Raw genomic sequence first — 25,211 nt, forward strand, 5'->3', positions numbered from 1 at the left:
GTAGATGATAAAAAACGCGACAGATCGTCGCGTTTTTTGCTTGTAAGTCTAACTACTATTGAGCTTTGCTTTGCGGTTTTAAGCTTTGGGTTAAACCATTGATGTCGCCGCCTTGAATTCCCAGTTCATTCATCAAGCTATCAATTAATGGTGCTTGGGTACGATAGCGTAGCGCACTATTCACCACTTGATCAGACAAAGCAACTTGTGAAGATTCCGCACCATCACCTCCAGTTGTGGCTGAGCCGACATTACCTAAACCGTTAACCTGTAGAATTTTGATGTCATCAATGTTTTCCATCGGCTTAACACTTTCACGAATGATTTCAGGTAAGTATTTTAACAATGCTAGGCGAATTTGCATTTCAACTTGCTCAGGAGATAAGACGTTGTTGGCCTCATTCACGGCACGTGTACCATCTGCATCGACTTGGTATTGTTTTTCCATTGCTTGAGCCAACAGTATTTTGGCATCCGCTTCACCTTTGGCCTTTAAGCGAGCTTGTTCGGCTTGAGCTTCCGCAGCAATACGAACAGCTTCGGCATCATCGGCAGCAGCTTGTTTACCTGCTTCAGCTGCCACCGTAATCGCAATAGCATCTTTTTCTGCAGCTTGCTTCGCTGCAACCAATTCAACAGCTTTTTGACGCTCAGCACGCTGGGTTTCACGTACGGTAATCACTTCTTCTTCAGCTTTAACCGCTTCAGCGCGGGCACGGTCAGCAGAAGCTTTGGCTTCAGACTCTTCACGCGACTTTTCAGCAATCGCAATGGCACGTGATTGTTCTGCCAGTTCGATGGTTTTCTTTTGCTCAACCTGCGCTTGTTCAATAATTTGTGATTTTTGAATATTTTGACTTTCTACATCACGTGCTGCACCAATACGCTTTAACTCGACTTCACGCTCAGCTGCAATACGTACTTCTTCTGCTTCACGTTTTTTCTCGGCTTCTTGTGAGGCAATTTCAGCCAATTGTTCTGCACGGCGAATTGCAATTTCACGCTCTTGCTGTAGTTTGGCGTATTCTTCTTCGCGGATGATTTGTAGGCGAGCTTGTTCAGCTTCTAAGTTTTTAGTCTTAATGGCAAGGTCAGCATCTTGTTCAATGTGATTGCGTTTACGACGGCGGTCTTCAATTGTTTCAGTCAGCTTAGTTAAACCTTCGGCATCGAATGCATTCTGAGGGTTAAAGTATTTAAAACCTGTTTGGTCTAAACCTGTTAATGACACAGTTTCTAGTTCTAGACCATTTTTATGTAAGTCTTCGGACACCACTTGTTGTACTTTTTGCACGAAATCCACACGTTTTTCATGCAACTCTTCCATCGCCATTTCAGCTGCTACTGCACGTAAGGAATCGACAAATTTACCTTCCACAAGGTTCTTCAACTCATTTGGAGACATGGTTTTTTGTCCCAAAGTCTGCGCGGCAACTGCAATTGATTCTGCTAGCGGCTTCACACGGACATAGAACTCAGCCATGACATCGACGCGCATACGGTCACGGGTAATGAGCGCTTGATCATCAGCACGGCGAACCTCTAAACGTAGTGTGTTCATGTTGACAGGAATAATTTCATGTAACACAGGCAGTACAATTGCACCTCCACCTAAAATTACTTTTTCGCCGCCAAAACCGGTACGTACGAAAGAGATTTCTTTGCTTGAACGACGGTACAGACGGGCAATAATAATGCCGATAATGACGAGAGCTGCAAAGATAATCCCTGCAAGAATAAGAATGTTATAGAAGTTGTTGCTGAGCATAAAGATCCCGATTTTATTTAAAGTTATAAGTAGAAAATGAAAGAATTAAAGTGAAATGGCTTTAAAGCCAATCTTGGTTTTTTGAGTCAAGATGACTTCTTGACCTTGAGAAAAATGAAGGTCTGTTTCAGGTTCAACCAGTACATAATGTGTTTGCCCAAACTGATCTTGAACCCGTGCTTGAGCAGGTGAGTTGACTTTAGCTTCACCTAAAATAATCAGTGCTGTTCGTCCAATCAGCTCTTCACTGTAAATTGCTGTGGTTTCATCTTGTGGCAAAATTTTAGCAATCAGCATGGCGCTGTAACGAATCATAGGCATTGAAAGTACGAGGCAAAGAGGTGCCATGATCCATGCACTCCAATAGCTCCCGGTCCAAGTTTGAAGAATGGACTGTAGAATAAAGCCACTTAAGCTATATAGAGTGAGGAAGATAATCAGCCAAACTAAAAGAGGAACACGGCCGATAAACAACCAATCCAGCAGGGCATTGAGCCAACCTTGATCGGCATCTAGTGCAATGTCGACGTCTTTAGTACTGCCTAGGTCATCAGGTAGGAATTGGTCAAGTAGGCCTTGTGAGCCGCCGCCTAACACCAATAAATGAACCGTACCGGGTTTGTCGGAGAGTCAATATTCTGAGAGACTATCGCGATGACAAAATTAAAATATACCCCTGAAATCAGAGAAAGAGCGGTTCAATTATTGATTGAATCTGAAAAAGATTATCCTTCTACTTGGGCTGCAATCACAGCAATTGCGCCTAAGATTGGTTGTACTCCTGAAACACTTCGTGCCTGGCATCAAAAGCATTTAGATCAGCAAAATCCTATTAAAGTACAACAGATATCTGATCAAGAAAAAATGAAGCAAATGGAACGTGAAATTAAAGAATTAAAGCGTGCCAATGAAATTCTACGTAAAGCAGCCGCTTTTTTCGCCCAGGCGGAGCTCGACCGCCCACACAAATAATGGTGGATTTCATCCATAACAATAAAGACTTATATGGTGTTGATGCGATTTGTAGGATTTTACCGATCGCAGCTTCAACCTATTACCGAACTTTAGATCTCGCTGACAATCCAGAACATCGAGCGAAACGAGATCTACATGATGAGCATCATGCTGAACAAATTAAACGAATTTGGAAGGAAAGTTCAGGTCGATATGGTGTACGTAAAGTCTGGCAAAAATTAAAACGTGAGGGTTATGTTATTGCACGTTGTACAGTTGCTCGATTGATGCAAAAGCTAGGTATACAAGGTGTTTGGCGTGGTAAGAATAAACAAACCACCCGTAACCGAGATGACCAAAAACGGGCAGATGATTTAGTGAAACGTAATTTTAATGCTGATCATCCAAACCAACTATGGGTGGGTGACTTTAGTGTGCCGCAGCAAGCGGCGTAAGAGATGAGGGTATGGCCCCTCGCTATCGGCTTGCAGGAGCAGGTAGCAAACCACCATAAGCGGCTTGGATCAAAAGTCCCGGTCGTGAGCGTTATGGAAAAGGCATCGTAGAGATGTCAGGTAAGAATTAGGAAGGCGAACAACAGTGAACTGCCGTTCAAGTGTCGAAAGTACTCAAATGACATCAAAACCGGGGATGGAAGTTACCCCGCGATTAGTTTGGCCGTTACCTGCTTACGGGCCATTCGGTGTCCGGCGTAGAGGCAGCGCGATCCTAATTCAGGCTCTTACGTTGAACTGCGGGAACCTTCGGTGGCGATGTCAAGCGAAAGGCACAAGCTCAAAAGGCAAGGCTGATAATAGCAATGCGTCACCAAGGGGCGGAGCAACTCGTAGTAGTGTTGAAGTTACTGTAATGGTAATGGAGCGAAGGGGTTGCATTATCCAGGTCTACGGATTTGTCAACTGTGCAAGCAGGAGGAGCAAAACTTTATGACCAAACCATTTAATATTCCTAAAGCGTTAATCTGGGAGGCATTTAAAAAAGTCAAAGAGAATGGTGGCGCTCCAGGCGTTGATCATGAATCTATTGAGCAATTCGAAAAGCATTTAAAGAACAACCTATACAAACTATGGAATCGACTTTGTTCTGGCAGTTATTTTCCACCGCCAGTTAAGGCTGTTCCGATTCCAAAGAAGTCAGGTGGCGTGCGTATACTAGGTATTCCAACAGTTGCAGATCGAGTCGCGCAAACAGCAGTTAAGCTCTTATTAGAGCCGAAAATTGATCCATTATTTCATCCAAACTCATATGGATATCGTCCGGGGCGTTCTGCCCATGATGCAATTGCGATAGTGAGGAGACGAAGTTGGGATTATGACTGGGTTGTGGAATTTGATATCAAAGGTCTCTTTGATAACATCGACCATGATTTACTCATGCGTGCACTCAAGAAACACTGTGAAATTCCATGGATTCTTTTATATGTGCAACGTTGGTTAAAAGCACCAATGCAACACATAAATGGCCATCTTTTAGAAAGGAATCGCGGCACACCACAAGGTGGTGTTGTGAGTCCTTTATTGGCGAATTTATTTATGCATTATGCTTTTGATATGTGGATTACGAAACATCTTCAAAGTGTACGGTTCTGCCGTTATGCAGATGATGGCGTAATTCATTGTCGGAGTTTATCTCAAGCCAAACTTGTTTTACAAAAGATCGATGCACGATTTCGTGAATGTGGTCTCGAATTGCATCCAGACAAGACAAAGATTGTTTATTGCCAAGATATTAATCGTCGTAAAGCATATCCCGATGTTCAATTTACTTTTCTCGGGTACACGTTTAGGCCCCGTAAGGCTGTGGACAAGTATAAAAGAGTTTATGTAAATTTCTCTCCTGCAGTCAGTCGTGATGCACTTAAAGCAATGCGACAGACTATTCGGAAATGGCATCTACATCTGATGTGTAATCGCGAATTAAGTGATTTATCTGCAATATTCAATCCAATTCTTCAAGGTTGGCAGCAATACTATGGTCGATTCCATGGTTCAGCAATGTCAGCGATCTGGCAACACATGAATGCTTATCTTATACGCTGGATGAGGCGTAAGTATAAAAACTTGGCCCGTCATAAAAGACGGGCTAGATATGCCTTAGGGCGACTTGCGCGTGATTTTCCAAATGCCTTTGTGCACTGGAAAATGGGATGTTTACCATCGGTTGGATAATGGGAGCCGGATGAGCTGAGAGGTTCATGTCCGGTTCTGCGAGGGGCTAAGGGTGAAATTCCCTTGGTCTACTCACCCGTATATTCAAACTCATTCAGGCTGGGTATATACCGCATTTGTTATTGATGTGTTCTCACGAGCAATTGTTGGATGGAAAGTATCTACACGGATGAATACAGATATGGTGCTCGATGCATTGGAGCAAGCATTGCACGATCGAGGTATGCCTAAGAATGTGATTCATCATTCCGATAGAGGTGTTCAATATCTTTCTATTCGCTATACCAATCGTTTAGAAGCTGCAAATTTACGAGCATCAGTCGGTACAACTGGTGATTCATACGATAATGCTTTGGCTGAAACGGTGAATGGCTTATACAAAACAGAGGTGATTGAATATTTAAAAGCAGATTGGCAAGGTTTAGCAGATGTACAACTTGCGACACTAAACTGGGTAGATTGGTTCAATAAAAAGCGTGTACACAGTGCACTGGGTTATGTATCGCCTTTTGAGTTTGAAGCAATGTACTATGATAAGATTAACCCGTTAGGTCAGGTGGCCTAACTTAAATAAAAAAGTCTCCGACAAACCCGGTACGGTTCAAAAATCAATTCGAGCAGTCCCAATAAAAACATCAGACTGAGGCAAATACTAAAAATTAAATTGGATGGGTGAGTAAATAATTCCCACATTCTAAAGGTTCTCTATTTTTATGCTGTTATCAGTTAAGTGTAAATTTTTAAAAAGAATTGTATTGAAATTGGGCTTTAGCATAGCATTCAAAAAAAAGAATGTCTAAGTTTGTTGGCACGTAAGGAGAGAGCAGTTTAATTGTGATTTGATAAATTTTAGACAAAAAAATACGCAATGATTGGGGTATTCATTGCGTAGAACTACGAATCTGTTGTTACACAGTTTCGGTAAAAAGGAGAAATGTTATATCTCAGGGTTAATCTAAGCTATGAACTCATCATAAGGGCTGCGCGTTGTTATTTCATGAGTATTCACGTTAAGTACTGTAAATTTAGGTTAACAAACGACACTAAATGTCAGTTTTTGAGATGCATGTAGCTTATTTGTGTTTATTTCGCGATTAAAAAAGCCTTTCTCAGTGAGAAAGGCTTTAAAGAAGCGGATTAGTTTAAGAACGGATTAGAAATGAAACACTCCTAAACCCGACTTAACTTCATCTAGAGTCTGTTGAGTGATGTCACGACATTTGTCTGTACCAGTCTTCAAAATATCCATGATGTAATCAGGATCTTTCGCAAGTTCCATACGACGTTCACGAATAGGCGTGATCAGCTCTTTCAATACGCCTTCAAGACGTTTTTTCACCGTACCATCGCCCAAACCACCACGGCGGTAATGTGCTTTCAGTTCTTCAACTTCTTCTTTGTTTGGATCAAACGCATCTAAATACGTAAATACGATATTACCTTCAACCTGACCTGGGTCTTCAACACGCAGGTGGTTCGGGTCGGTGTACATCGCATTCACAGCTTTTTTAATGTCTTTATCTGTTGCGTCCAACACAATGGTATTGCCTAAAGATTTCGACATTTTGGCTTTACCATCAAAGCCGGGTAAACGGCTCATATTGGAAAGCAGAGCCTTACATTCAGGCAGTAATTCCTGACCAATCTGACGGTTTAAGCGGCGTACGATTTCATTGGTCTGTTCGATCATTGGAATCTGGTCTTCACCCACAGGTACAACCGTTGCTTTAAATGCGGTGATATCTGCTGCTTGTGCAACTGGGTAGCATAAAAAACCAGCTGGAATATCTCGTTCGAAACCACGCATCTGAATTTCAGACTTGATCGTCGGGTTACGTTCTAAACGAGATACGGTCACAAAGTTGAGATACAACATGGTGAGTTCATTCAGCGCCGGTAAGCTCGACTGCACGCAAATGGTGGTTTTGGTTGGGTCGATCCCGACTGCTAAGTAATCTGTGGCAACTTCAAGAATATTGCGGCGAACTTTTTCAAAGTTATCTGCATTGTCAGTAAAGGCTTGCGCATCGGCCAATAATAAATGCTGATGGTGTGAATCCTGCAAACCCACACGTGAACGTAAAGATCCGACAAAGTGCCCTAAATGAAGTTGTCCCGTTGGACGGTCGCCTGTCAAAATAACAGGACGGTTGTCTTGATTACTCATTATCTATTTCCAAAGTCGTCGTAGCGACATGCTATTTTCAAAGAATGCAGACATTGTACGGCATAATCTTTTTCAATGTCAGTCTTAAAAAAACTGCAGTGAAAAAATTATAAAATCAGTTAAATTTCAAAAAACAAATATTCAAAAGCTTAGATCACAGATTAAAATGTCAGAATTCTCAAGATGGATAAAAATAAATGGCGAGTAGCTTATTAATATTACTAGATGATATTGCCACGATATTAGATGACGTTGCGGTCATGAGTAAAATGGCAGCAAAAAAAACGGCGGGTGTTTTGGGCGATGATTTAGCACTTAATGCACAGCAGGTCAGTGGAGTTCGTACTGACCGTGAGCTGCCTGTGGTTTGGGCTGTGGCAAAAGGCTCTTTTGTTAATAAATTGATTTTAGTCCCTGCGGCGCTGTTGATTAGTGTGGTTGCACCATGGCTGATCACGCCACTGTTAATGATTGGTGGTTTATTTCTATGTTATGAAGGGGTAGAAAAAGTCCTGCATAGTTTGCATCACAAAAAAGCCAAAACCGAAGAGGAAGCCAGCCAAGAATTAACTGCGATTGAAACGGATATGGCGACTTTTGAAAAAGATAAGGTCAAAGGGGCGATTCGTACCGACTTTATTTTGTCGGCAGAAATTGTAGTGATTTCACTGGGGACTGTGGCTGCTGCAACTTTTTCAACCAAAGTTATGGTGTTGTCTGTAATTGCCATTTTAATGACCGTCGGTGTGTATGGTTTTGTGGCGATGATTGTCAAAATTGATGATTTAGGGCTGTATCTAACTCAGCAAGCCTCTTCATTTAAGCAAACTATTGGCCGTGGTTTATTGGCTTTTGCACCAAAACTAATGAAGACCTTAACCATCGTGGGCACTATCGCGATGTTTTTAGTGGGTGGTGGCATTATTTCCCACGGCGTGCCTTTATTGCATCATTTAACTGAAGGTTCAGTGGATTATGCTGAACATATTCCAACTGTGGGAAGCATTGTGGGGGCATTAACCCCAACACTGATTAACTTAGTGATTGGTTTTGTGGCTGGTTTGATTGTATTGGCTATTGTGAGCTTGATTAAAAAAGTTTGGCCGAGCTCAAAAAAGGCATAAACTGGATCGGGTCAGCATGTATTAGAAGAAGGAAGAGTGCTATGCGTTGGAAGGGACGTCGTGTCAGTAGCAATGTCGAGGATCGTCGTGGTGGTGGCGGTGTCAAGGCGGGTGGCATCAGTATTTTAGGGCTGATCGTGGCCTTTGTGGCATGGAAATTTCTAGGAGTGGATCCGCAGCAAGCCTACCAAGCCACTAAACAAGTGACCGCACAAACTGGAGCGGCAGAAACCCAAGGTTTGGATAACCCAACGCCTGATCAGCAGGAAGCGATGGACTTTGTCGGTACTGTACTGGCCGACACTGAAGACACATGGGGTCAAATTTTTCAACAGCAATTGGGACAACAATATGTTCCACCGAAGCTGGTGATGTTTTCAGGAGTGATCAATTCGGGTTGTGGTACTGCTCAGTCTGCAATGGGGCCGTTTTACTGTCCAGCAGATCAGAAGGTGTATATCGACACCGCTTTCTTTAAAGACATGCGGACTCAAATGGGTATTGGCGGTGAGCAAAACCAAACGGAGTTGGCGCGCCAAGATCAAGCAGGTGACTTTGCTCAGGCTTATGTGGTGGCACATGAGGTTGGACATCATATTCAGACCATTTTAGGTATTTCTGAACAAGTACAAAAAGCTCGTGCACAGGGCTCAAAAGCGCAAGGCAATGCTTTATCGGTACGCCAAGAGTTACAGGCTGACTGTTTAGCAGGAGTATGGGCGCATCATAACAATCAACGAACTCAGTTCTTAGAGCAAGGCGATGTTGAAGAGGCGATGGATGCGGCACATAAGATTGGTGATGATTACCTACAAAAGCGGGCAACAGGGCAAGTGGTCCCTGATAGCTTTACCCATGGAACCAGTCAACAGCGTATGACTTGGTTTGGCACTGGCTTTAAGTCGGGTCAAGTTGAAAGTTGTGATACCTTTAACCAAGCCATTTAAGCCATAAAAAAAGAGGCGATTGATCGCCTCTTTTTTTATTTCAAGCAATTCATTCTAGCGGTTTAAGAACTGCTTAAAGTTTCGAGCAATACGGACACTCACATATAACGCAATACAGGCAAATAACAACACCCCAAACACCACATACTTTAAGTTGCTCATATCCGCACGGTAAAACTGTTGAATTTGTTCAGGCGTATAACGCAATGTTTTAACATCTTGTGTGCGTGTATCGAAATAACTGACTTGCTGAATATAGTTAAACTGACCTGCTTTGAGTAGTTCAATTGACTGAATTTGGCGGGTATGTTGTTCGTTGTAATCATCCACACAAATGTCAGTTAAATAATGATCACAGCTGAGTTTGGCGATATAACCCTGATTGGCCACATGCAAATAAATATGATCATCGGGAGCTTTATTGTTTGAAAGTAGAACTAGTGTTTGATCGGGACGAGAGTTCATTTTAAAACTTTGTGCTGAGGCAAAAGTTTGCTCGGCTTGTAAAATTTCTTTGGTTTTTGCAAAGCAGGTCAGAAACAACGCAAAGGTGGTCAGGAAAATAATCAGTGCGAAGAACATCCGAAAGATGGTTTTAAAAGTGAATTGCATAGGAGATCAAACTTGGCCAAAGGGAACGTTCACGCATAAAAAACATGCATATGCGCTATGTTAATTCATCATTAGGAGAAATGTTAAAAAAATTATTTTTTTCGGGCGTTGAACTGAAAAATGATTAAAATATTTCGAGCATCAATGTGTATGAAATGAACTTTTATTCCATCTATCAGCACTGAAAGCCGCCGTCTCCCCAACCGCCCAATTTGGAAGTTCAATGGGAAATTATTTTTTTCTACAAGTTTTTACCGTTATTTTTGCATTATCCATTGCAACGACTATTTTCAATAAACGCATTTTAGGTTTTCCTCAAGCCATTGGCGTACCCATCGTTTCTGCCATTTTTGTCTTTATTTTACAGTGGGGCGCGAGCCTGTTGAGTGGTAATCAGTTTATTACCATCAATATTCATAACATTGAAGAAGCGGTTCGTCACATCGACTTTTATGACTTTTTAATCAATGGTGTGATTTGCTTCATTTTGACCTCTTCGGCACTGAAGTTCAAAGTCTCAGATTTACGTAGTCATTGGAAACCGATCAGTATTTTAGCCAGTATTGCACTGGTATTGTGTGCCGTGTTCTTTGGGGTGGTGCTGTATGGTTATCAGTTCCTGATTGGGCAGCATGTCGATTTATTGGTGCTTTTGCTGTTGGGGGCTGCATTGGGTGCAACGGACCCGATTGGGATCAAAGGCGTGCTTAGTTCGGTACGTGCACCACATCATTTAATGGTCAAGCTTGAGGGCGAATCACTGTTTAATGATGCCATGTGTATTGCCTTGTTTATGACGCTTTTAAACGTCTTACAAGGTGAAAACTTTACCGTCATGGGCGTGTTGCAGACCTTACTCTACGAAATTTTTGTCGCAGTTATTATTGGTTGGGCCTTTGGTTTAGGGATCTTGCGACTGCTGCGTGGTAAGCACGAAATGGAGTCTCTCATTTTGACCACAGCACTCTTGGCCTGTGGTTCGTACTTGGTTGCACTGTTTGCCCATGCTTCAGCACCGATTGCTTGCGTCATCGGTGGTTTGATTGTGGGGAACAAATGGAAAGAAATTTTACAAGAGCGCGAAATACGGGAAGTGAACCATTTTTGGCATACAGTTGAAGGGATTATTAACTCGTTCTTATTCACCTTAATTGGCTTGGAACTGTTTATTTTAGATCTCAGCTTTAGTTTGATTTTTGGCGGCATCGTCGCTTTTATTATTCTGCATGCTTCACGTTTTGCAGCGAACTATTTATCTTTTGCCTTTTTTCCCTCTTTCCGTAAGAAAAGTTATAACGGAAGTTTGGCGATTTTGTCGTGGGGTGGAGTGCGTGGAGGTATCTCCTTAGCACTGATCTTAGCGGTAGCCAACGTGCCTGAGTTAAGTGAATACAGCAGTATTTTGATTGGTTATACTTTTATCGCCGTGTTGCTTTCAGGCATGGTCTGTGGCCTAGGATTACCTGCTGTGATGAATGCGTTTTACTACAACCCGAATGAAGAAAAGACGGGTTTTAAAGGCTGGTATCAACGCCTGTGTAATAAAATGAACCGTAAAGGTTTCAAGTATATTATTGGTGAAGATGCACAGGGCTATGAAACCATTATCGTCTATCAACCTGAAGCATTGATTGATGTTAAAGCAGATGACGGCATTGCTGCGGTGCATAACCCTGAACGAGTTCAGGAAGTGAAACGTTTGGAAAGTCCTGATAATTTTTAGTGATTTGGCCAACCCAAAAGCCCCTGTATTGGGGCTTTTTAGAATGAATGAGCTGGTTTATTTGAATCATATAACGATGTCATTATGGAATAATTAGAATAGGGCACATTTGAAATGGCAGAATCGATAGTCAAAGAACTAGCCCCGATGATTTTTCAGGTGATCGCTCAGATTCCTTATGGGCGGGTAGCCAGTTATGGACAAATTGCACGTTTAGCAGGTATTCCCAAACATGCACGTTTAGTCGGCTATGTGCTAAAACATATGGATGCAGACAGTAGTTTGCCTTGGTATCGGGTAATCAACTCCCAAGGAAAAATTAGCCTAAGTAAACTGAATGATCAGGGACAGAACATTCAAGCACAGTTACTGATGTCTGAAGGTATTTTAGTGATTGGGGGAAAAGTAAAAATGAAAGAGTTTCAGTGGAATATTTAAAATAGAAATGCTCTACCTCAGTGGAAGTAGAGCACTCGATGTATTACTGACGCACAACTAAAACAGGAATGTGCGCTTCACCTAAAACACTTTGTGCAACACTGCCTAGGAATAAACGTTTTAAACCTGTGCGGCCATGAGAGCCTATGACAATCAGGTCTGCTTTAGATGTTTCAGCTTCTCTGATAATTTCACGGTGTACGACCTGACCTTCAAGTAGTTTTGCTTCAACAGGAATGCCCAGATCGCTAAATTTAGCTGCTGCTTCCTCAAGTGTTTTCAAAACTGAAGTGCGTGCACGTTCAATTAAGTCATTGGTTTGAGTTGCAGAAATGTATTCAGCTGCAATGTAAGGGTCAAGTGCAAGCACTTGAACGACTGTAATTTTACCGCCAAATGCTTTAGCAAGTTCAGCCGCCTGCGCAACTGCTGCATATGATGTTTCTGAACCGTCTACAGGGACTAAAATGTTTTGGTATGCCATGGTTGTTTCTCCTTATTATCAACTGATTATACGTGCAGATTTCTGTTCTAATGTATCACGGGTTAAATACAGCTTATATCTTGATAATAGCTGTATTTTTTAAAGAATAAAACCTAGTAAATTCATATGGATATTTGCATATGAAATGCTAATTTCTCACTTCTAAATTAGCACAAAAGCGTGTGAATAATAATCAATTTAACACTAAAGTTGAATGTAAATGTAGCGTTTAAGAAACATAGGCTTTGCCTAAAAAATAGCTTATATTTATGAATAACTTACTACTTTATAAATACGATGACAGATACGAATCAACTGAATTGGCAACGAACAAATTTAGAGAATATAGAAACAGCTTGGGAAGGTGACCTTTGGAATCGTAAGCGTTTGGGTATTCAACTAACGAATTATGTTGATCGTTTGCAGTGTGGAGCTGTACTCGCTTTAGATGCTCGTTGGGGGGAGGGTAAAACTTGGTTTGTTCGACACTGGCAAAAACATTTAGAAGATGAAAACCATAATGTGATTTATTTGGATGCATTTGCAAATGATTACTTGGAAGATCCATTTCTAGTAATTTCTTCTGAAATCACAAGTTGCCTTGCAAAAGATGATAATGTTTCAAGTCATATCAATACTTTTAAAGAAAAAGCTGCAGCTGCTTATCAAGGGCGAATTCAAACATGAGGTGCGACAGTTTCAAAAGCCATATGATAATCAACAAGCTGAGCAAATTTCTCTAATGGTGTAAGCCAATCTAACGCTTTTCTAGGACGAGTATTCAGTGACATGGCAACTTGATTTAAATAATGCTGATCTGCCTGATTTAAATCAATCCCTTTAGGTAAATATTGCCTAATTAAACCATTCATATTTTCGCATGTGCCTTTTTGCCAGGGTGAATGTGGGTCACAGAAATATACATCTATGCCTAAATCTTCTTCGAGTATTTTATGTTCTGACATCTCACGTCCACGGTCATAGGTCAACGTTTTACGCAGTTCTGCAGGTAAATATTTCAGAGCTTCAGTTAAAGCCTTGCGCACTGATTCTGCCTTTGCATCAGGTAATGTTGCCAAGATACAGAGCCGTGTATTTCGTTCAATAAGTGTTGCTATCGAACTTTTATTGTCTTTACCTTTAATTAAATCAGCTTCCCAATGACCCGGTATTTTTCTTTCTTGAACTTCGGCTGGGCGCTCATGAATAGTTTTAATATCCTGTAATATAGAATCTTTTTTAGGTTCACCGTTAGCTTTTCGCTTTTTATTTTCATGACGTAGACAGGATAATAAGTCTTTTTTCAACTCACCCTTGGGTAATGCTCGTATCGTTGAATAAATCGTTGTATGGCTTACATTCATTGTTTGATCCAAATCAGGAAATGTCTTTAAACGCTTTGCTATTTGCTGAGGAGACCATAAACAACGGATCGCTTCAACAATAAATTTCCAGAGGATTGAATCGATTTTGAGTTTTCTGTGACCACGTCTACGTCTAGCAAAAGTGTTATCAGAAGCATATTGAGCTTGATAAACGTCATTGATGCTATTTCTTTTAAGCTCACGATAGATCGTACTAGGATGTCTTTTAATAAGTTCAGCAAATTTTCTGGCTGAAAAGCCTTCTTTTCTTGACTCAAGCATTAATGCAGTACGATCTTCAAAGTTAAGATGATGGTATGACAATTTTATATACTCCATAAACCCTTTAAATTAATTAGGTGGTTTATGTCGCACTTCAAGTTTTACTCTGCCAAGCATTATTGCCAAGTTTACCTAAAGTGTTGCTTACACTGGGACTAAATTTGATTAGTGGTGGAGTTTTAGGAACATTAGCACAACAAGCTTATGAAACAGGTGAAAAAGTTATTGAATCAGCAAGTGATGAAATTGGCGAAAAAATTAAAGAAAGTATTGAAGCTAAAATTGAAAGTCACGAAGCTGATAAAAATACGTTATTAGTATTTAAGCAAGAATTAGCTCAATTAGCAGATAAGTTAGAAAAACCTTTAGTTTTTGTTATTGATGAATTAGATCGTTGTCGCCCTGATTTTGCAATTCGTTTGATTGAGCGAATTAAGCACTTTTTTGATATTCCTAAAATTGTATTTGTTTTAGTGATGGATAAAACTCAATTTTCAAAAGTCGTTTGCCATAACTATGGTTATGATGAAAAGTTGGGTGAGGAATATTTAGATAAGTTTGTTGATTTTTGGGTTTCTTTACCCAAAATTTTAAAACCTAGTATAGATGTAAGTATAGAGTATTTATCAAAGCTAAAGGAGTTATTGCTAACTGTAGGTGAAGATTCTGTAGATATTTGTTTAATATTATTTTTTGAACAATAGACCTCTTGCGAAAGTATAGTTTTATCTATTTTTTGAATTGGCTAAAACCTCATAAAATATAGCTTTCGGCTACTTAAAATTTGACTAACGCAAGAAGTCTAATATGACAAAGATTTTTCTACAAGAACATTGAAAAAAAGAATTAATCAATATGCATTACTTAAAACAAATAGTGTAAAAATTAATATATTCTTAATGTTATCAATTATTAGCGGTGCTAACAATTTGCCTGAAAAAATAGAAAATATTGCAAAAACACTATATAAAATGGGAAATGGACAAGATTTAATGAATTTTCAAAGATTAAGTAATAGTGAAATAAAACTTATTGAAAAGACAATCAGCAAATTTTTTGCAATTGAAGCGTATGAATACATTACATTCTTAGAACAAGTTAAGAATATATATTCTAGGCACAGAAATACTGTCAGCCCTGATCCTCAACCAAAAATTCAGAGTGAGCTTACGCAGCTATACTGTAAATACTCAATACAACCATTAGCAACTTATTCAGATATATCAGGGCAGTTTGAATTATATCTAAAAGCAAATTTATGGGATGAAAATAATATAGAAGAGTCAAAATAATTTTTCGAAATATTTAACTAAACTTTCAACATCATCCGTCTGCAACTCCTCCCGCATTTTTAAAAACTGCTTTTCATCTAAGTCATAGAGCTTCAGTGTAAGCAGTTTTTCTATATCTGCTTCGGGAAAGCGATACTTAATAATCTTGGCAGGTACTCCAGCCACAACGGCATAGGGTGGAACATCTTTGGTCACGACAGCGCCTGTTGCCACTACTGCGCCTTCACCTAACTGCACACCTTGCATAATCATGGCACGTGAACCAATCCAACAGCCATCCCCAATGATGGTATTACCTGCGGGCACAAAACTACGCGTATCAAAAGGAAAGGCCGAAATCCAGTCAGTACGATGCAGTTGGTTACCACCCATCATAATGACGCATTCTGCCCCAAAACAAACAAAATTGCCGATATAGAGCTGATCAATCGGTTTATCTACGGTCGAGGGCTTATCATGCAAATAACGCACGACACAACGTTCAAAACCTTGATCCCAATACGCTGAGTAGTAAGAGTAATTTCCTTTAATGTGAATATTCGGATTCTTCACCGTTTTAGAGATGAACTCAAACTCACACCAGTGTTTGACAGGAGAATTAATCAGGGGCTCAGACATAAAAAGACAGCGTTGGAGAGTGTGAGAAATTATAACAAATAAAAGTATTGCTTTGAAAAAGAGAGGGGGAAATGGATTCCTTAAATTTATCTCATTCTTGTAGTGAAATTTCCCACGTGGATAAGAAGAGGGCTAGGAAGAGCTATTTGGTAAAATACAAAAACAAAAAACCCCTCAATCGAGGTAATGCCAGTCAGTTAAGAAATTGACTGGCATTTTCTTGGATATTTTTGTGCTTTAATTTTCACTACTCGCGGACATTGCCTTTGCCTTTTTTCAGGTAATACAAATATTTTAGATTGTTCAAATAATTGCGCTAAATGTTTGGGTAGGTTTCCTGCTGATTCTAAAGGTGTGTGCCTTAAGATATTGATAATACTCATAGATGCAACATGGAAACTGATCCTTAAAGGACTCACCTTTGCATGTTCAGCGATAAACCTCATCTGTCTTCTTAAGATATTATATGCAATAAATACCCCCCACAATTCTTGATAGACCAAATCAGGTTGTTTGCTTCTTAAAATCCTTGCATCCTGTAAATCACTTTTAATTTCCCGATAACACATTTCTATTTCCCAACGCTGGATATAAAGCATTGCAAGGTCTTTGAATGGATAAACTTTAGAATCTGTTAATGATGTAATGTAACGTCTTATTTTTCCTGCATATTCAACTTCAATTAAACGTGCTTCCCAATAGTCACCCAATGACGGATTTATCTTTTTTGCTCTTGCTGAAACAGGCATTTTGATCTGAAAGTCATGGGCCGCATTATGATGAATCACTTCATAACGCAGGTTGTCCTTTGCTCGCATCAACCAATGACTCTCTTCTGCCTGAGATTGCCAGCTCACTAAAAAATCAGCAGAGAAGTAAGCACGATCAAATAGGGTAATACTGCGAACTGGTGCTTTTAATTGACTGGCTAAGGTTAATTCACCTTGATCCATACTGCCCATTTGGGCATCAATCATTTCATGGGTATTGGTATTCACCAGGCAAGTCGCTCTAACTTGTGGGTAAGGTGCAGCTGCTGTTTTGCCTTTGGATGAACCAAAGTGCTTAAAGTTTTCTTCTGTATGAGGCATAGACCAAACCACACCATCTACAGCACAAACGCATAGACCGTGAAAGTTGCTATATTGTTGTTGTGAGTCTTTAAACCATGCCTGACTTAATGTCGAAAATAAAGCACTCATGGGTTCTAAGCCTAAGCGTTGTCTTGCTTGTACGGATGCACTCGGTACACAGTATTCTGCCGTACCGAAAACAAGTTGCAATTGTTGAACCACATACCAAATCGGTTGATTTCGAAATAGAGCAAGTCCGATTACCAGCCAAACAACATGTTCAGCAGGCAGTTTTCTTTTTCGAATTGATGCTTTACCTGTTTGGTCTAAGCAATCTTCAATCCAGTTTAAATCAATCAATTCACTGAATTGTGAAAGTGAAGGTAAGGTTTGTTTTAATGTTAAATCTAGATTCTGAGATAAATTCATAAAAAAAGAGCGTATTTACATACGCTCTTTTTACAGCATTTTAACTTTTTTTGCTTAACTGACTGGCATTACTCAATCGAGGGGTTTCTACAGCCGTAAATATCAAAGAAACTTAGATATATGCAACTTTTACAATTTCGTATTCAACTTCACCCTGAGGGGTTTGAATTTTTGCTTCGTCCCCTTCACTTTTGCCCAAAAGGCCGCGTGCGATAGGAGAGTTCACTGAAATTTTATTGATTTTAAAATCAGCTTCATCGTCACCCACGATCATATAGGTCTTTTGTTCTTCGGTGTCTAAGTTTTCGATAGTGACTGTCACCCCAAAAACCACGCGACCGTTCTGTTCAAGTTCTTTTACATCAATCACTTGAGCCGCACCCAATTTACCTTCGATGTCTTGAACACGACCTTCACAGAAACCTTGTTGCTCACGCGCAGCATGGTATTCCGCATTTTCTTTTAAATCCCCGTGCTCACGTGCTTCAGCAATTGCCGCAATAATACGTGGACGTTCAATACTTTTTAATTGATGTAATTCTTTCTCTAAGGCTAATTTGCCTTGGGGAGTCATAGGATAACGTTGCATTGTTGTCCCTCAAGTCTGTGAGTGTAAAAAATATAGGTTTATAAATGAAAAAAGCCCGCCACCGAGAGGTGACGGGACTTCTCGGTAAACGAATTAACCTACAGTTTGTAAATCTTGCAAACGGTATACATCCATTGGCAATTGAATTGCAAAAGCTTGGCATACAGCATCAGCACCGTTCAAGGTCGTAGTGTTATACACTTTCGCTTGAAGCGCTGAACGACGAATCGAGAACGAATCTTGTTGAGCTTGTTTGCCTTCAGTTGTATTGATAATGAGGTGAACTTCGCCATTTTTCAAGCGGTCCACGATATTAGGACGGCCTTCAGTGACTTTATTTACACGTTCACACTCAATACCCGCAGCTTTAATGAACTCATAAGTACCGCCAGTCGCAAGTACTTTGAAGCCAAAGCCTACCAGTTGCTTCGCAATACCAACAGCACGAGGCTTGTCTGAATCACGCACAGAAATAAATGCATGCTTCACTTCGCCTTCTGTAGGAAGACCCGGTACGCGTTCATTAGAACCTAACACAGCTTTGTAGAATGCTTCACCAAATGTTTTACCTACACCCATGACTTCGCCTGTAGATTTCATTTCAGGGCCAAGAATAGGGTCAACACCCGGGAACTTGTTGAATGGGAACACCGCTTCTTTTACAGAGAAGTGAGTCGGGATGATTTCTTTAGTAAATCCTTGAGATTCTAAAGACTGACCCGCCATACAACGCGCGGCCACTTTCGCTAAAGACTCACCGATACATTTAGAAACGAATGGCACAGTACGAGACGCACGTGGGTTCACTTCTAGGATGTAAACGTCTTCGCCTTTCACAGCAAACTGTACATTCATCAAACCAACAACGCCAAGCTCTTTCGCCATAGCAACGGTTTGACGACGCATTTCGTCTTGGATTTCAACTGAGAGCGAGTAAGGAGGAATCGAACATGCTGAGTCACCTGAGTGAATCCCTGCTTGTTCAATGTGCTGCATAATACCGCCAATCACAACGTCTTTACCGTCAGATACACAGTCTACGTCAACTTCGATCGCATCATCTAAGAAACGGTCAAGAAGAACAGGCGCTTCATTTGATGCTTGAACCGCATCACGTAAGTAGCGTTTAAGTTCGTCGTCGTTGTATACGATTTCCATCGCACGACCACCGAGTACATAAGAAGGACGTACCACAAGTGGGTAGCCGACTTTAGATGCTTCAGCCATACCTTCTTCAGCAGATTTTACAATGCTGTTGTTGGGTTGACGAAGTTGAAGACGTTGAATCATTTGTTGGAAACGTTCACGGTCTTCCGCACGGTCAATCGCATCTGGTGATGTACCGATAATTGGGGCACCTGCTTCTTCTAAAGCACGAGCCAATTTAAGCGGAGTCTGACCACCGTACTGAACGATAATGCCTTTTGGCTTTTCAGTACGTACGATTTCAAGTACATCTTCCAAAGTGATTGGTTCGAAGTACAAACGATCAGAAGTGTCGTAATCCGTTGAAACAGTTTCAGGGTTACAGTTCACCATGATGGTCTCGTAACCATCTTCACGCATTGCAAGCGCCGCGTGTACACAGCAGTAATCGAATTCGATCCCTTGACCAATACGGTTAGGGCCACCACCGATCACCATGATCTTATCTTTATCAGATGGGTTTGATTCACACTCATCATCGTAAGTTGAGTACATGTAGGCAGTGTCAGATTCGAATTCTGCTGCACAAGTATCCACACGTTTGTAAACTGGAGTCACGCCCAAGTTCCAACGGTGCTTACGGAATTGTTTTTGTGAAATACCCATCAAGTTCGCGATGCGAAGGTCAGATAAACCTTTACGTTTGAACGAACGGATGTTGTCTGCGTTTAGATCACCAAAACCTAAAGTTTTGATTTCATTTTCAGTTTTGATGATGTCTTCGATTTGGATCAAGAACCATTTATCGATTTTCGTCGCTTGGAACACGTCTTCTAAGGTGAAACCATGACGGAATGCATCGGCTACATACCAAATACGCTCTGGACCCGGAACTTTAAGTTCAACCAAGATCTTTTCTTTCGCGCCTTCAGTACCTACAGCGATTTTTTCATCAAAACCACACGCACCAACTTCAAGACCACGAAGCGCTTTGTTTACAGACTCTTGGAAGTTACGACCAATCGCCATCACTTCACCCACAGACTTCATCTGTGTGGTCAGTGTTGCGTCTGCTTGTGGGAATTTTTCAAAGTTGAAACGTGGAATTTTTGTTACCACGTAGTCAATTGCAGGTTCGAACGAAGCAGGAGTTGTTCCACCCGTGATGTCATTTTTTAATTCATCAAGGGTATAACCAACTGCTAGTTTCGCAGCGATTTTTGCAATTGGGAAACCAGTTGCTTTTGATGCAAGGGCAGATGAACGCGATACACGTGGGTTCATCTCGATGATCACCATACGGCCAGTATCTGGACAGATACCGAACTGAACGTTAGAACCACCTGTTTCCACACCAATTTCACGAAGAACTGCTAAAGATGCATTACGCATCAATTGATATTCTTTGTCTGTCAATGTTTGCGCAGGAGCAACAGTGATTGAGTCACCTGTGTGCACGCCCATTGGGTCAAAGTTTTCGATCGCACAAACGATAATACAGTTGTCGTTTTTGTCACGAACAACTTCCATCTCGTATTCTTTCCAACCAATTAAAGATTCATCAATCAATAATTGTTTGGTTGGAGAAAGATCGAAACCGCGTTCACAGATTTCAAGGAATTCTTCTTTGTTATAAGCGATACCGCCACCTGAACCACCCATCGTGAATGACGGACGGATAATCACAGGGAAGCCGAAGCGTGCTTGAATCTCTAAAGCTTCTTCCATGTTTTCAGCAATCGCAGCTTTTGGACATTCAAGACCAATTTTACGCATTGCTTCATCAAACAGTTTACGGTCTTCAGCTTTTTCAATTGCTTCTTTGGTCGCACCGATCAATTCAACATTGTATTTTTCTAAAATACCGTTGGCATCAAGTGCAAGTGCACAGTTCAATGCTGTTTGACCACCCATTGTAGGAAGGACAGCATCTGGACGCTCTTTTTCAATGATTTGTGCAACAGTCTGCCAAGTGATTGGCTCGATATATGTTGCGTCTGCCATCGCAGGGTCGGTCATAATGGTGGCTGGGTTAGAGTTCACCAAAATAACACGGTAGCCTTCTTCACGAAGAGCCTTACACGCTTGCGCACCTGAGTAGTCAAACTCACATGCCTGTCCGATTACAATCGGACCTGCACCAATAATTAAGATACTTTTAATGTCTGTACGTTTAGCCATGATCGCTTCCTTAATTACTTCTTAGATGCTTCGATAAGTTCGATGAAATGATCGAACAATGGTGCGCAGTCATGCGGACCAGGGCTTGCTTCAGGGTGACCTTGGAAGCTGAACGCTGGTTTGTCTGTACGATGAATCCCTTGAAGAGTTTGATCGAACAAAGACTTGTGCGTAGCTTTCAAGTTTGCAGGAAGTGTTTCTGCATCCACTGCGAAGCCGTGGTTTTGAGAAGTAATCATCACTGTGCCTGTTTCCATGTTTTGAACAGGGTGGTTAGCACCGTGGTGGCCATGCGGCATTTTCACCGTTTTTGCACCTGAGGCAAGTGCAAGAATTTGGTGACCCAAGCAAATACCAAAGACGGGTAGGTTGCGAGCGTCTTCTACAATTGTTTTTACAGCTTCAATTGCGTAGTCACATGCAGCTGGATCGCCAGGGCCGTTCGATAAGAACACGCCATCTGGATTCAATGCAAGCACGTCAGCAGCAGGAGTTTGTGCAGGCACGACAGTGAGTTTACAACCGCGGTCTGCAAGCATACGTAAGATGTTGGTTTTGACACCGTAGTCGTATGCAACAACATGGAATTTAAGTTCAGGTTGTGTGAAGCCTTTGCCTAATACCCAAGAACCTTCTGTCCATTCGAAACCAGTTGGGTCACAGCATTCTTTCGCTAGGTCTAAACCATTTAAACCACCGAATGCGCGTGCTTTTTCTAAAGCCTGCTCTTCAGTAATATTTTCACCAGCAAGGATGCAACCATTTTGCGCACCTTTGTCACGCAAAATACGGGTTAATTTACGCGTATCAATATCTGCAATTGCGACAACATTATGTTCTTTTAAGTATTCGCCTAAAGATTGCGTTGATCGGAAGTTGCTATGCAATAAAGGTAGGTCACGAATGATTAATCCGTTGGCCCACACTTTATGAATTCGACCTGACTCAGCGTCTTCATCATTACAACCTGTGTTACCGATATGAGGGTAAGTTAAAGTCACAAGTTGCTGTGCATAACTCGGGTCAGTCAAAATTTCTTGATAGCCAGTCATGGCAGTGTTGAAAACGACTTCACCAGTCGTACTACCCGATGCACCAATAGACGTTCCTTTAAAGATCGTACCATCGGCAAGGGCTAAAATTGCTGGGGTGCTCAAACCAAAGCTCCTGAAATTTAGGCTGTAAAAAAGCGAGTAGACGAAAAAAAAGGAAGGCTATCTAAAAACCTACCCTCCCTATGTCTGCTCGCTTGAACTTAACATGGCACTATACGCAACTTCACTAACAAAGTCCATGCCAATAAGATGGAATTAACAAGATAAAGTGCTTTTATTTTGTAGCGGATACTGTTTCTAAGTTTTGTAAAGAAAAATGTAACAACAAATAATTGTCTAACAAATCAAAATCTAAATTTTATCGAATCACGCTAAGCTGTCGCTGTGTATATAACAACAGGAATAACATCATGACTGAACAAGACAAAGTGACCAAACCAAAGCCAGCGTTGAAAGAAGTTGTTGCAGAAAGCACTGAAAAGCTTGAGCAAGTGGCGAAAGAAGCAACAGAGCAGGTCACTGAAGCGGTAGTTGAAAGCAAAGAAAAGCTTGAAGCTGAAGCGAAGCAGTTAAATGCCAGTGTGCAAGAGCAACTCCGCCAGTTTAAACAAGATCTTTTACTGCGCTTAGAAACCATTAAAGGGCAGTTATCGAACTCTCAAAAAGACTTAACTGAACTAAAAGAGTTTGTTAAAACTGAGTTTACGGCTGTTTTAGATGACTTGACCAAACTAGGTAAAGAGTTAAAAGGTGATGTCAGCGAAATTTCAGTAAAACATAAAGATCAGTTGACTGAAACGTTTAAACGTTCAAAAGAACACACCTTAGATGCGTGGAATAAAGTTTCAAACAAATAATCTAGCTGTACGAGGCTCAAGATTAAGTGCATAAAAAAGTGAGGTCATAGCCTCACTTTTTTATTGCTCTGGTTTATTTGTCTGGATTAAAACTGATGCAACCAATCACGTTTATTGTGAAAGTCAGCTTGTTGGCCACTATGCTGCATGGCATAGAACTGTTGACCTTGTGAGGTATTCAACACCGCGGATAAACCTAGATATAGGTCAGCCCATTTCAGTTTGTGTTGTAGCATAAACTCAGTCAGATCAATGCTGACATTTAAACCATAGTGGGTGCGCTTCAATTGATTGAGTTCAATATCGTAAGCGATCTGTGGCGGCATATCTTCAGGATAACGATATTCCTCAAACTGATAGGCCTGCCAAGCTTGCGAAGGGGAGAGATTGATCTCACGATAATAATCTTCGCCTTTTACCCCGATAAAGACTTCAAAACAGGTGTTTTCCCATAAAAAGTCTTGACGAGGATTTGCATTCACGACTTCGGGCCAGTGCATGTACAAATTGGGATCGCGTAACCAAAAGCCGATATTGAGAGCATATGGGCTTTGTTGTTCAATCGCACCAACAAGCGAAATAGCTTGAAAGCGACGATCAAATGCACTGAGTTCGTAACTTGCCATAAAAAACTACAATTATTTTGCTGCGTGAGCGAAACGAACTAAATTAGACAATTTGGCATTTTGTTTCGCCGCTTTTTTGTAAAGCAACGCAATTTTACCAATGGTCTGTACAATTTCTGCACCTGTAGTTGAGGCAATTTCTGCAATGATTGCAGCGCGCTCTTCACGGTCTTCACCCGCGACTTTGACTTTAATCAATTCGTGGTCGTTTAAAGCACGTAAAATTTCTTCAACGACATTTTCAGTCAGACCTGAACCGCCAAGCATTACCACAGGGTTTAAAGCATGACCGATTTGACGCAAACGCTTGCGTTCCTGAATGGATAAAGTCGCCATAAAGATAACCTAATTTTAAAAACGGCTTAGTATAACAAACTGCGAAATTAAACGCTGTATATTCTGTGGAAATAATCGATTTAGATAATAGAAAAAAACAACTAAAACCCAAGATTTGGATACAGATGTATACTGCAAGCCTAGAGAATTTAACGTACAATTAAGTTTAAGAAATTTTAATGTTTTAGAGAGATATGGCAACACGCATTACCAACCAAAAGTTATCCAAAAGTAGCCGTGCGTGGATGAGAGAGCACCTTGATGACCATTTTGTGAAAAAAGCGCAAAAAGAAGGTTATCGAGCACGTGCAGCTTATAAGTTACTTGAAATTCAAGAAAAATATAACATCATTCGTCCTGGCATGACCGTGGTTGACTTGGGTGCTGCACCTGGAAGTTGGTCACAAATTGCAGGAAAGCTGGTCGGTGATCGAGGATTGGTGGTTGCATCTGATATTTTGGAAATGGATGCACTTCCAGATGTGACCTTCTTGCAAGGTGACTTCCGTGAGCAAGAAGTATTCGATAAATTGTTAAATATTTTAGATGGACGTAAAGTAGACGTTGTAATTTCAGATATGGCCCCCAATACTTCAGGTAACAAGGCTGTAGATCAACCTCGCCAGATTTACCTCTGTGAATTGGCCATCGATTTTGCTACGAAAGTGCTCGGTCCAAATGGTCAATTTGTTGTAAAGGTATTCCAAGGTACAGGCTTTGACGAGTTCCGTAAGCAAGTAGTCGACAACTTTGATGTGTTAAAGACAGTAAAACCTGCTGCATCACGTGCCCGATCTAAGGAAGTATTCTTAGTTGGGCAAGGCCGTAAGAAGGCTTTCAAATAAAGTTTACTTGCCAAGTCGTTAAAAATTGTGCATTTTGTACCTTTTTATTATTTTGCGAAGCTGATCTTCAGCAGAAACTTTAAGGTCACCCGATAGGGCATGATCAAATTAG

At 40.9% G+C, this 25,211-nt stretch carries 22 protein-coding genes, 3 pseudogenes and 1 other annotated feature; of the genes and pseudogenes, 12 read left to right on the top strand and 13 right to left on the bottom strand.

The genetic code is table 11. The features are described from left to right. Window positions 1-55: 55 nt before the first annotated feature. Both AC4CUZ_RS08300 and AC4CUZ_RS08305 read right to left on the bottom strand, forming a co-directional pair. Window positions 56-1,768, bottom strand: coding sequence for a flotillin family protein (locus AC4CUZ_RS08300; protein ID WP_419380848.1), 1,713 nt, complete (start codon window positions 1,766-1,768; stop codon window positions 56-58). Between the two features lie 45 nt (window positions 1,769-1,813). Continuing rightward, complete coding sequence (locus AC4CUZ_RS08305) at window positions 1,814-2,368, bottom strand: YqiJ family protein (protein ID WP_490747477.1); 555 nt, start codon at window positions 2,366-2,368, stop codon at window positions 1,814-1,816. 54 nt (window positions 2,369-2,422) lie between these two features. Between AC4CUZ_RS08305 and AC4CUZ_RS08310 the strand changes: the two are divergent. The 3 genes and pseudogenes from AC4CUZ_RS08310 to AC4CUZ_RS08320 form a co-directional block, all read left to right on the top strand. Next, a pseudogene (locus tag AC4CUZ_RS08310) lies at window positions 2,423-3,165 on the top strand (IS3 family transposase); the annotation flags it as partial. Then, window positions 2,698-2,814 (top strand) — a sequence feature (AL1L pseudoknot). It overlaps the preceding pseudogene by 117 nt. A 504-nt stretch (window positions 3,166-3,669) precedes the next feature. After that, window positions 3,670-4,911: a group II intron reverse transcriptase/maturase gene (gene ltrA / locus AC4CUZ_RS08315; protein WP_004826931.1), complete on the top strand. Its 1,242-nt coding sequence runs from the start codon at window positions 3,670-3,672 to the stop codon at window positions 4,909-4,911. 79 nt (window positions 4,912-4,990) lie between these two features. Beyond that, a pseudogene (locus AC4CUZ_RS08320) lies at window positions 4,991-5,476 on the top strand (IS3 family transposase); the annotation flags it as partial. 588 nt (window positions 5,477-6,064) lie between these two features. On the opposite strand, the gene trpS reads toward AC4CUZ_RS08320, so the two are convergent. Next, a complete protein-coding gene (gene trpS / locus AC4CUZ_RS08325; protein WP_004695576.1) occupies window positions 6,065-7,078 on the bottom strand; it encodes a tryptophan--tRNA ligase in 1,014 nt (337 codons plus the stop codon). A 197-nt stretch (window positions 7,079-7,275) separates the two neighbouring features. Here trpS and AC4CUZ_RS08330 point away from each other — a divergent pair, with 197 nt between their 5' ends. Then, window positions 7,276-8,202 (top strand): DUF808 domain-containing protein, encoded by a 927-nt coding sequence (locus AC4CUZ_RS08330; RefSeq protein WP_176538115.1) that lies wholly within the window; start codon window positions 7,276-7,278, stop codon window positions 8,200-8,202. A 41-nt stretch (window positions 8,203-8,243) separates the two neighbouring features. Next, window positions 8,244-9,149 (top strand): KPN_02809 family neutral zinc metallopeptidase, encoded by a 906-nt coding sequence (gene ypfJ, locus AC4CUZ_RS08335; RefSeq protein WP_058870080.1) that lies wholly within the window; start codon window positions 8,244-8,246, stop codon window positions 9,147-9,149. A gap of 54 nt (window positions 9,150-9,203) precedes the next feature. Here ypfJ and AC4CUZ_RS08340 read toward each other — a convergent pair whose 3' ends face one another. Then, a complete protein-coding gene (locus AC4CUZ_RS08340; RefSeq protein WP_419380849.1) occupies window positions 9,204-9,761 on the bottom strand; it encodes a hypothetical protein in 558 nt (185 codons plus the stop codon). A 223-nt stretch (window positions 9,762-9,984) separates the two neighbouring features. On the opposite strand from AC4CUZ_RS08340, the gene AC4CUZ_RS08345 reads away from it, so the two are divergent. Together AC4CUZ_RS08345 and AC4CUZ_RS08350 are read left to right on the top strand one after the other, a co-directional pair. Then, window positions 9,985-11,484, top strand: a complete 1,500-nt coding sequence (locus AC4CUZ_RS08345) for a cation:proton antiporter (RefSeq protein WP_151837235.1) — start codon at window positions 9,985-9,987, stop codon at window positions 11,482-11,484. 114 nt (window positions 11,485-11,598) lie between these two features. Continuing rightward, window positions 11,599-11,922 carry an MGMT family protein gene (locus tag AC4CUZ_RS08350; RefSeq protein ID WP_419380850.1) on the top strand — a complete coding sequence of 108 codons (324 nt, stop codon included), beginning with the start codon at window positions 11,599-11,601 and terminating at the stop codon, window positions 11,920-11,922. 43 nt (window positions 11,923-11,965) lie between these two features. On the opposite strand, the gene AC4CUZ_RS08355 is transcribed toward AC4CUZ_RS08350, so the two are convergent. Continuing rightward, window positions 11,966-12,406: a universal stress protein gene (locus tag AC4CUZ_RS08355; RefSeq protein WP_004982711.1), complete on the bottom strand. Its 441-nt coding sequence runs from the start codon at window positions 12,404-12,406 to the stop codon at window positions 11,966-11,968. Window positions 12,407-12,703: 297 nt separating this feature from the next. Between AC4CUZ_RS08355 and AC4CUZ_RS08360 the strand changes: the two are divergent. After that, window positions 12,704-13,066, top strand: a pseudogene (locus tag AC4CUZ_RS08360) (P-loop NTPase fold protein); the annotation flags it as partial. Window positions 13,067-13,083: 17 nt separating this feature from the next. Here the strand turns inward: AC4CUZ_RS08360 and AC4CUZ_RS08365 are convergent. Then, window positions 13,084-14,109, bottom strand: a complete 1,026-nt coding sequence (locus AC4CUZ_RS08365) for an IS30-like element ISAba125 family transposase (RefSeq protein WP_001988464.1) — start codon at window positions 14,107-14,109, stop codon at window positions 13,084-13,086. A gap of 20 nt (window positions 14,110-14,129) precedes the next feature. Here AC4CUZ_RS08365 and AC4CUZ_RS08370 point away from each other — a divergent pair, with 20 nt between their 5' ends. After that, window positions 14,130-14,756 (top strand): KAP family P-loop NTPase fold protein, encoded by a 627-nt coding sequence (locus tag AC4CUZ_RS08370; RefSeq protein ID WP_490747478.1) that lies wholly within the window; start codon window positions 14,130-14,132, stop codon window positions 14,754-14,756. Between the two features lie 129 nt (window positions 14,757-14,885). Continuing rightward, window positions 14,886-15,344 (top strand): hypothetical protein, encoded by a 459-nt coding sequence (locus AC4CUZ_RS08375; RefSeq protein WP_419380851.1) that lies wholly within the window; start codon window positions 14,886-14,888, stop codon window positions 15,342-15,344. On the opposite strand, the gene AC4CUZ_RS08380 is transcribed toward AC4CUZ_RS08375, so the two are convergent. The 5 genes from AC4CUZ_RS08380 to carA all read right to left on the bottom strand — a co-directional run bounded on the left by AC4CUZ_RS08380 (window position 15,336) and on the right by carA (window position 22,537). Next, on the bottom strand, window positions 15,336-15,962 hold the full coding sequence (locus AC4CUZ_RS08380; RefSeq protein WP_419380852.1) for a CatB-related O-acetyltransferase: 627 nt from the start codon (window positions 15,960-15,962) through the stop codon (window positions 15,336-15,338). The genes AC4CUZ_RS08375 and AC4CUZ_RS08380 overlap by 9 nt on opposite strands. A gap of 197 nt (window positions 15,963-16,159) precedes the next feature. Next, a complete protein-coding gene (locus AC4CUZ_RS08385; protein ID WP_062032364.1) occupies window positions 16,160-17,464 on the bottom strand; it encodes an IS4 family transposase in 1,305 nt (434 codons plus the stop codon). Between the two features lie 112 nt (window positions 17,465-17,576). Continuing rightward, window positions 17,577-18,053 carry a transcription elongation factor GreA gene (gene greA / locus AC4CUZ_RS08390; protein ID WP_005400425.1) on the bottom strand — a complete coding sequence of 159 codons (477 nt, stop codon included), beginning with the start codon at window positions 18,051-18,053 and terminating at the stop codon, window positions 17,577-17,579. A 93-nt stretch (window positions 18,054-18,146) separates the two neighbouring features. Further along, on the bottom strand, window positions 18,147-21,380 hold the full coding sequence (carB, locus tag AC4CUZ_RS08395; protein WP_005400426.1) for a carbamoyl-phosphate synthase large subunit: 3,234 nt from the start codon (window positions 21,378-21,380) through the stop codon (window positions 18,147-18,149). A gap of 14 nt (window positions 21,381-21,394) precedes the next feature. Further along, on the bottom strand, window positions 21,395-22,537 hold the full coding sequence (carA, locus tag AC4CUZ_RS08400) for a glutamine-hydrolyzing carbamoyl-phosphate synthase small subunit (RefSeq protein WP_004695603.1): 1,143 nt from the start codon (window positions 22,535-22,537) through the stop codon (window positions 21,395-21,397). Between the two features lie 308 nt (window positions 22,538-22,845). Between carA and AC4CUZ_RS08405 the strand changes: the two genes are divergently transcribed. Further along, complete coding sequence (locus tag AC4CUZ_RS08405) at window positions 22,846-23,292, top strand: hypothetical protein (protein WP_004982703.1); 447 nt, start codon at window positions 22,846-22,848, stop codon at window positions 23,290-23,292. Window positions 23,293-23,378: 86 nt separating this feature from the next. On the opposite strand, the gene AC4CUZ_RS08410 is transcribed toward AC4CUZ_RS08405, so the two are convergent. Together AC4CUZ_RS08410 and yhbY are read right to left on the bottom strand one after the other, a co-directional pair. Next, entirely contained in the window at window positions 23,379-23,918 is a 540-nt protein-coding gene (locus AC4CUZ_RS08410; protein WP_005400429.1) for a DOMON-like domain-containing protein, read from the bottom strand. 12 nt (window positions 23,919-23,930) lie between these two features. Beyond that, the gene (gene yhbY / locus AC4CUZ_RS08415; RefSeq protein ID WP_004695606.1) at window positions 23,931-24,254 is read right to left on the bottom strand and encodes a ribosome assembly RNA-binding protein YhbY; all 324 of its coding nucleotides are present in this window, start codon (window positions 24,252-24,254) and stop codon (window positions 23,931-23,933) included. 194 nt (window positions 24,255-24,448) lie between these two features. Here yhbY and rlmE point away from each other — a divergent pair, with 194 nt between their 5' ends. Further along, window positions 24,449-25,099 carry a 23S rRNA (uridine(2552)-2'-O)-methyltransferase RlmE gene (gene rlmE, locus AC4CUZ_RS08420; protein WP_004695608.1) on the top strand — a complete coding sequence of 217 codons (651 nt, stop codon included), beginning with the start codon at window positions 24,449-24,451 and terminating at the stop codon, window positions 25,097-25,099. Window positions 25,100-25,211: the final 112 nt, after the last annotated feature.

The sequence above is a fragment of the Acinetobacter sp. 789_lipA genome (genome assembly GCF_058242845.1).